At 47.1% G+C, this 6,665-nt stretch carries 4 protein-coding genes; all 4 read left to right on the top strand.

Annotated features, from left to right (window positions below):
- Window positions 1-510 precede the first annotated feature (510 nt).
- The 4 genes from QUA20_RS31235 to QUA20_RS31250 all read left to right on the top strand — a co-directional run bounded on the left by QUA20_RS31235 (window position 511) and on the right by QUA20_RS31250 (window position 6,534).
- Window positions 511-1,941, top strand: coding sequence for an ammonium transporter (locus QUA20_RS31235; protein WP_333194204.1), 1,431 nt, complete (start codon window positions 511-513; stop codon window positions 1,939-1,941).
- A 270-nt stretch (window positions 1,942-2,211) separates the two neighbouring features.
- Entirely contained in the window at window positions 2,212-3,417 is a 1,206-nt protein-coding gene (locus QUA20_RS31240) for a 4-hydroxy-3-methylbut-2-enyl diphosphate reductase (RefSeq protein ID WP_172190836.1), read from the top strand.
- A gap of 733 nt (window positions 3,418-4,150) precedes the next feature.
- Complete coding sequence (locus QUA20_RS31245; protein WP_333194205.1) at window positions 4,151-6,076, top strand: CHASE3 domain-containing protein; 1,926 nt, start codon at window positions 4,151-4,153, stop codon at window positions 6,074-6,076.
- Window positions 6,052-6,534 carry a response regulator gene (locus QUA20_RS31250; protein WP_333194206.1) on the top strand — a complete coding sequence of 161 codons (483 nt, stop codon included), beginning with the start codon at window positions 6,052-6,054 and terminating at the stop codon, window positions 6,532-6,534. The genes QUA20_RS31245 and QUA20_RS31250 overlap by 25 nt, the downstream gene beginning before the upstream one ends.
- Window positions 6,535-6,665: the final 131 nt, after the last annotated feature.

A 6,665-nucleotide genomic window follows, 5' to 3' on the forward strand; every position in this document is an offset into this window, starting at 1 on the left:
TCAGATAGCACTCAGTTTTTTCGCTTCTGTGCTTTATTGCGTAAGCATCCCTATTTAAAAACTGTCCGGAGTATTGAGTTAAAAAGATGGAGGATGAAGTCATATTGTCCCCAACTCTCCTCCCCTCCTCCTCCCACTCTCCCCAACTCAAAACACTCCCCCTATCCTCTACTAGCCCTCCCCTGATACTCTGCTGCCACGGGCTATGTCAAGTAGCGACGGATAGATGAAGAAATACGATCGTTAGCTCTTTAGTATAACGTGATACAGAATAACTGTTTCTACAAATGGTGCAATCCAAAAGCACAGACCGTTGGATTGATGGTTGACGAATTTAGATGAGTCCGGCTATACGAAGTCGGGGGTTGAGGATTGGGGAATTATCTATTGAAGATTTGTTCCGCTAAAACAGGGACTTAAAACCAAATAACTATTGCATCTAAAATCCTCCCATCTAAAATCGGTCCGGTCTTCCATGAAAATTGCTGAGTATGAGAAGGTACAACTAACGTGATCGAAAAAAGTTTAAAGATCGGCATCATCGCCCTGTGGCTGTTAAGCGTACCGCTGACTGACAATGCCTTAGCTCAAGCTGTCGATCCAGCAGCAGCGGTGGCGCCGAATCCGATCGACACCGGCGATACGGCCTGGATGTTGGTCTCCGCAGCACTGGTATTGCTAATGACACCGGGGCTGGCGTTTTTCTACGGGGGACTGGTGCGATCGCGCAACGTCCTCAACACCATGATGATGAGCTTAGTCATGATGGGACTGATCGGCGTCACCTGGACGCTGTGGGGCTACAGTTTGGCATTTGACGTTTCCACTCCAGCGTCCGAAGGCTTTGGGCAAGGGATCGAAAGCTTCATCGGCGGCTTCGACTGGATGTTCTTGAACAACGTCACCGCGGACAAACCAGATCCGATCGGCTACGCACCGACAATACCCCACCAAGTCTTCATGGTGTACCAGATGATGTTCGCCATCATCACTCCCGCACTGATTTCCGGGGCGATCGTCGAACGGGTAACATTTAAAACCTATTTTTGGTTCGTGCTGCTGTGGTCTACCTTCATATACTCTCCTTTAGCCCACTGGGTTTGGGGTAGAGGCTGGCTGCAGGCGATCGGATCTCTGGACTTTGCCGGCGGCACAGTGGTACACATTAGTTCCGGTGTTTCTGCGGTTGTCGCAGCTTGGGTAATCGGGCCCCGCAAAGACCACTTGAACAAGCCCCACACCCCCCACAACGTGCCCTACGTCTTGCTAGGAATTGGGATGCTGTGGTTCGGCTGGTTTGGCTTCAACGGCGGTAGTGCTTTGGGTTCTGGTTCTTTAGCCACAGTGGCTTTTGTCACCACGATGATTTCAACAGCAGCCGGCGGTTTAACTTGGACAATCGTGGAATGGGTGCTCAGAGGCAAACCGACAGCAGTGGGAATTGCTAGCGGTTTCCTAGCGGGATTGGTGGGCATCACACCTGCGGCTGGATTCGTGCTTCCAGTGGGAGCGCTTTTGATCGGATCGATCACTTCCGTTTGCTGCTTCTTTGCCGTTAGTTTCCGGGCTAAGCTGGGATTTGACGACTCTTTGGATACATTCCCGGTTCACGGCGTCGGCGGGACTGTGGGCGCGATTCTGACTGGCGTGTTTGCGACTAAAGCGGTTAACGCTGCCGGAAATGACGGGCTGTTTGCCGGGAATCCGGCGCTAATCGGCACCCAGTTGGTAGGCATTCTAGCTACTTACGTGTTTGCCGCTGTCGGCACTTTTGTGATCCTGAAAATTTTGGGGCAGTTTATGGAACTGCGAGTGCCGTCATCTGCTGAAGACCAAGGTTTGGATATCGGCCTGCACGGGGAAGAAGCTTACGGTGAGGATTTTGCCGGCGGTTTCAGTTCGTTGGAATCGAGTTCTCCTTTTTCGCCGAAAAAGGTTTGAAACTATCATAAGGCTGACGCACTCAAGCCTCTGAAACCCGGTTTCTTTGTAGATTTATCGGCTCTCAAGCAGATTTTTCTAAGAAACGGGGTTTCTTTGCCGGATTTTGCGCCGAAGAAGGTTTGAAGCTAGGATTGGCAGTCAAAGTCAAAAATACTTGTGTAGCCCCGTTTTGCCGTTGTTGCAGACGGGGTTTTCAAATTTGAGATAGGAATTCTCCAATGGTTCTAAAATCAAAGGTAATTAACCTAGATTTCAACTCGATACCGCATGGATACTAAAGCTTTTAAACGATCGCTCCAACAGTCTGAAAACTACCACCGCAAGGGTTTCGGACACGAAGCTGAGGTAGCTGGCGTCATGCAGACGGCTTATCAAAGCAGTCTGATCCAGCAAATTCGCGACAATAATTACAGGCTGGAACGCGGCGCAGTCACGATCCGGCTGGCTCAGGCTTTTGGGTTTTGCTGGGGGGTGGAACGCGCTGTAGCTATTGCTTACGAGACTCGCCAGCATTTCCCCTCCGAACGGATTTGGATTACTAATGAAATTATTCACAATCCGTCTGTAAATCAGCATTTGCGAGATATGGAAGTTGGTTTTATTGCTGTTGAGAAGGGGCAGAAAGATTTTTCAGTTGTCGATAGCGGCGATGTGGTAATTTTACCGGCTTTTGGGGCGAGCGTGCAAGAAATGCAGTTGCTTAATGATAAAGGCTGCAAGATTGTTGATACTACTTGTCCTTGGGTTTCTAAGGTTTGGAATACTGTTGAAAAGCACAAAAAGAGAGATTGCACTTCAATTATTCACGGTCAGTACAAGCATGAGGAAACTGTTGCTACGAGTTCTTTTGCTGATAAGTATTTGATTGTGCTGAATTTGCAGGAAGCTGAATATGTCAGCAATTATATTTTGCACGGGGGCGATCGGGCTGAGTTTTTGGCTAAGTTTAGTAAGGCTTATTCTGCTGGTTTTGATCCGGATCGGGATTTGGAAATGGTGGGAATTGCCAACCAAACTACTATGCTCAAAACTGAGACAGAGAATATTGGCAAGTTGTTTGAAAAAACGATGATGCGGAAGTTTGGGCCTGAGAATTTGAACGAGCATTTTCAGAGTTTTAATACTATCTGCGATGCGACTCAGGAACGGCAAGATGCTATGTTGAGTTTGGTTGAGGAAAAGTTGGATTTGATGCTGGTAATTGGGGGTTTTAATTCTTCTAATACTACGCATTTGCAGGAAATTGCGATCGACAAAACTATTCCTTCTTATCACATTGATTGTGCGGAGCGCATTTTACCGGGAAATCGGATCGAACACAAGCCTTTGGGGGGAGATTTGGTCGTAACTGAAGGTTGGCTGCCGGATGGTAAAATTGTGGTGGGCGTGACTTCTGGTGCTTCTACGCCTGATAAGGTTGTTGAAGATACGATCGATCGCATTTTGGCGATGAAAGCCGCTGCGGTTGCCTAATTATATCGTTTTCGCTGGCATCGGAATAATCATTTTTCGAGTGCAGTGCGATCGTCTCGCTCTGTTTGCGAGCCAGACGCTCGATCGCGCTCGCAAACATAGTATTATTCCGATGTTACCGGATTTGATATTCAACTAATTTCAACCGATGAATTCTCCGCTGTTACCCGATCGCTGGCATTTGTTATAATATTCACCCGCGCGATCGCCTCTGTGAATTTCTCCCCTGCGTCCAACGAATTATTTTTTAAATAATATATTAAAAATTAGCCTTTTTTTGGGGGGTAAAAAGCTTGACGTGGCTGGCTCGATCGTGTATTATTTAATAATGGGAATAGTGCCAAAATTAAAATTTATATCACCACTCCCATTATCTAAAATATACCCCAAAAATCAACTTAAGTCAACAGTAAAAACTCTTTTCTTTGCGCCGCGATTTGAAACTGTGAAAGCAGCATAATCGATGCAACAAAACATGGTGAATAAAGCTTTGTTAACGCTCCTAGATTGTGTGGTGCCTGCGTGAATCAGGCGACGTAAGAGAGCGATTTCTTACATCTCCGACTTAAGGGGGATGCGAGGAAGAGCGTGACTAAACGAAAGACAAGATCGATCGCACATTTGATCCTTAAATTTATAGGCTTTCGCCGCCTGCGTGTACGCGCCAAAAATTCGGGTACTCTTAATCCAGCTAAAATAAAAGAAAAAGCAGGAATCGCGTGCCGAGTATGTCATGAAACAATCGCTGACTAGCCAAATCACCGCAGGTATCGGAATGGCCGTGGCGCTGTTGATTTTCAATGCGGCAACTTCCTACCGCAATACTCTCAAGTTACTCGAAAACGAACGCTGGGTGGACCACACTCACCGAGTTTTAATCGAACTCGAAGCCACACTTTCCACCTTAAAAGATGCTGAAACCGGAGAGCGCGGTTATTTACTGACGGGAGAAGAACGGTATTTAGAACCGTACAACAGCGCGATCGCCCGCGTCAACGAACAAATAGTCGGATTGCAGCAGCTAACCGCCGACAACAATCGGCAGCAACAGCGCATTCGCGACTTGAAAATTGCGATCGACTCTAAATTAGCCGAACTTGAAGGAACCATCAATCTGCGACGCGAACAAAACTTAGAAGCAGCCCTGCGACGAGTAAAATCCGGTAGGGGAAAGCAAATCATGGGCGACATTCGGCAGCAAATAGCGGCCATGACTGCCGAAGAAACTAAGCTATTGCAGCAGCGCGCCCGAGAATCTCAAGCGAGTGCTAATTTGACAATCCTGACTTTTACCGTTGCCGCTTTAGTAAATTTCCTGTTGATGGTGTTGGTTTACTATTTAGTGAAGCGCGATCGAACTTTGCGCGACAATGCCGAAATCAAGCAAAATCAACTGTTAGAACAGCTAGAACAAGATCGCCACTCCTTAGAATTAACCCAAGAACGTTTGCGCCGCGCCATTCTCGACGCCCCGCTGCCAATTATGCTGCACGCTGAAAACGGAGAAGTTTTGCAAATTAACTGCGCTTGGACAGAACTCTCAGGCTACCAACACTCAGAAATTCCCACAATTGAAGATTGGACAGAAAAAGCTTACCACAGCCGCAAATCGGTAGTGCAAGCAGATATCGATCGGCTGCACCAATTAAACGCGCGCATTTCTGAAGGCGAATATATGATTGCCACAGCCAGCGGCGAAAGTCGAATTTGGGACTTTTATTCCGCACCTTTAGGCAAGCTTTCCGACGGCAGAAGTTTAGTAATTAGTACCGCCATTGACGTAACTGCGCGCAAACAAGCAGAAGCAGAAATTCGGATGCTCAACGCTACCTTAGAACGGCGAGTGGAACTCCGCACCAATCAACTTCAAGCAGCTAACGAAGAATTAGAATCTTTCGCCTATACCGTCGCCCACGATTTGCGCGCTCCCCTGCGGGGAATGCAGGGATTAGCTGAAGCTTTATTAGAAGATTACCGCGACCTCCTCGACGAACTAGGTCAAGAATACGCCCAGCAAATTGTTAATTCGGGGCAACAATTAGAAGCATTGATCCAAGATTTGCTAGCTTACAGCCGCCTGAGCCGCACTGATTTATCGCTGCAAGTTTTAGAGTTAGAATCTGCTGTCGCCGAAGCAATTGCTATGGTACAAGCCGACGCTAAATCCACAGGCGCTCAAATCAGTGTTCGATCGCCCTTGCCTGCGGTAATTGCCCACCGCGTTACTTTAGTTCAAGTAATCGCAAATCTGCTCACCAATGCTATAAAATTTGTCGAAGGTGCATCGCCACAGGTGCAGATATGGGCTGAGGAAATTGAGCTGCCTCAAGAGGGAGAGACAAATAGCGCAACAGCGGGAGAATTAGAAAGGGGAAGAGTGGGACAATGGGAGCATTCCCAGTTACTGATTACCAGTCGCGAATTGCCATTCCACATCATCCGTCTGTGGGTAGAAGACAACGGCATCGGTATAGCTCCAGAACATCAAAAACGGATTTTTCGGGTTTTTGAACGGCTGCACGGTATCGAGTCTTACCCCGGAACTGGTATAGGATTAGCTATTGTAAAAAAAGGATCTGCTCGCATGGGCGGTCAAGTTGGTGTGGAATCTCAATTAGGACAAGGCAGTCGATTTTGGATAAATTTGAGGAAGGCATGAAAGTAATGCAGACGATTTTGCTGGTGGAAGATAATCCGGTTGATATTCTTTTGATGCAGCGGGCCTTTCGCAATGAGACTTTTGCTAATATTTCCCTGCACATTGTGCGAGATGGAGATGCAGCGGTTTTTTATTTAAATGGTGACGGAGAGTATAGCGATCGCGATCGCTATCCTTTACCTGCGATAATTTTACTAGACTTGAAATTGCCCAGGCGCTCGGGTCACGAGGTTCTGGTTTGGCTGAAGCAGCAACCGGAACTAAAACGCTTGCCGGTGGTTATGCTTACTTCTTCTAAGGAAACAATTGATGTCAAGCGAGCTTACGATTTAGGGGTAAATTCTTATTTGGTTAAACCGATCGGGTTTGCTTCTTTGTTGGAAATGATGCAGAGTTTTAACGAGTATTGGCTCAAGTATACGGAACTGCCGGAACCTAGAGAATGTTCGGGTTTGTAGTTGCGGTTCCCCGGTTTTTCTTGCTTGTTTTTTTCCTTGCCAGGCTCTTCGTGGTAAGGAATGAAAATTTAATAACATTAGCGTCTGCTAAATAGTCGGAACTGCACGATAATTCCATTTTGGTAGATATT

The sequence above is a fragment of the Microcoleus sp. Pol7_A1 genome (assembly GCF_036701085.1).
GTDB lineage: Bacteria > Cyanobacteriota > Cyanobacteriia > Cyanobacteriales > Microcoleaceae > Microcoleus > Microcoleus asticus.

Excerpts from the sequence above, each read along its gene's own strand:
- QUA20_RS31240 (WP_172190836.1), top strand. The coding sequence starts at position 2,212 with ATGGATACTAAAGCTTTTAAACGATCGCTCCAACAGTCTGAAAACTAC.
- QUA20_RS31245 (WP_333194205.1), top strand. The coding sequence starts at position 4,151 with ATGAAACAATCGCTGACTAGCCAAATCACCGCAGGTATCGGAATGGCC.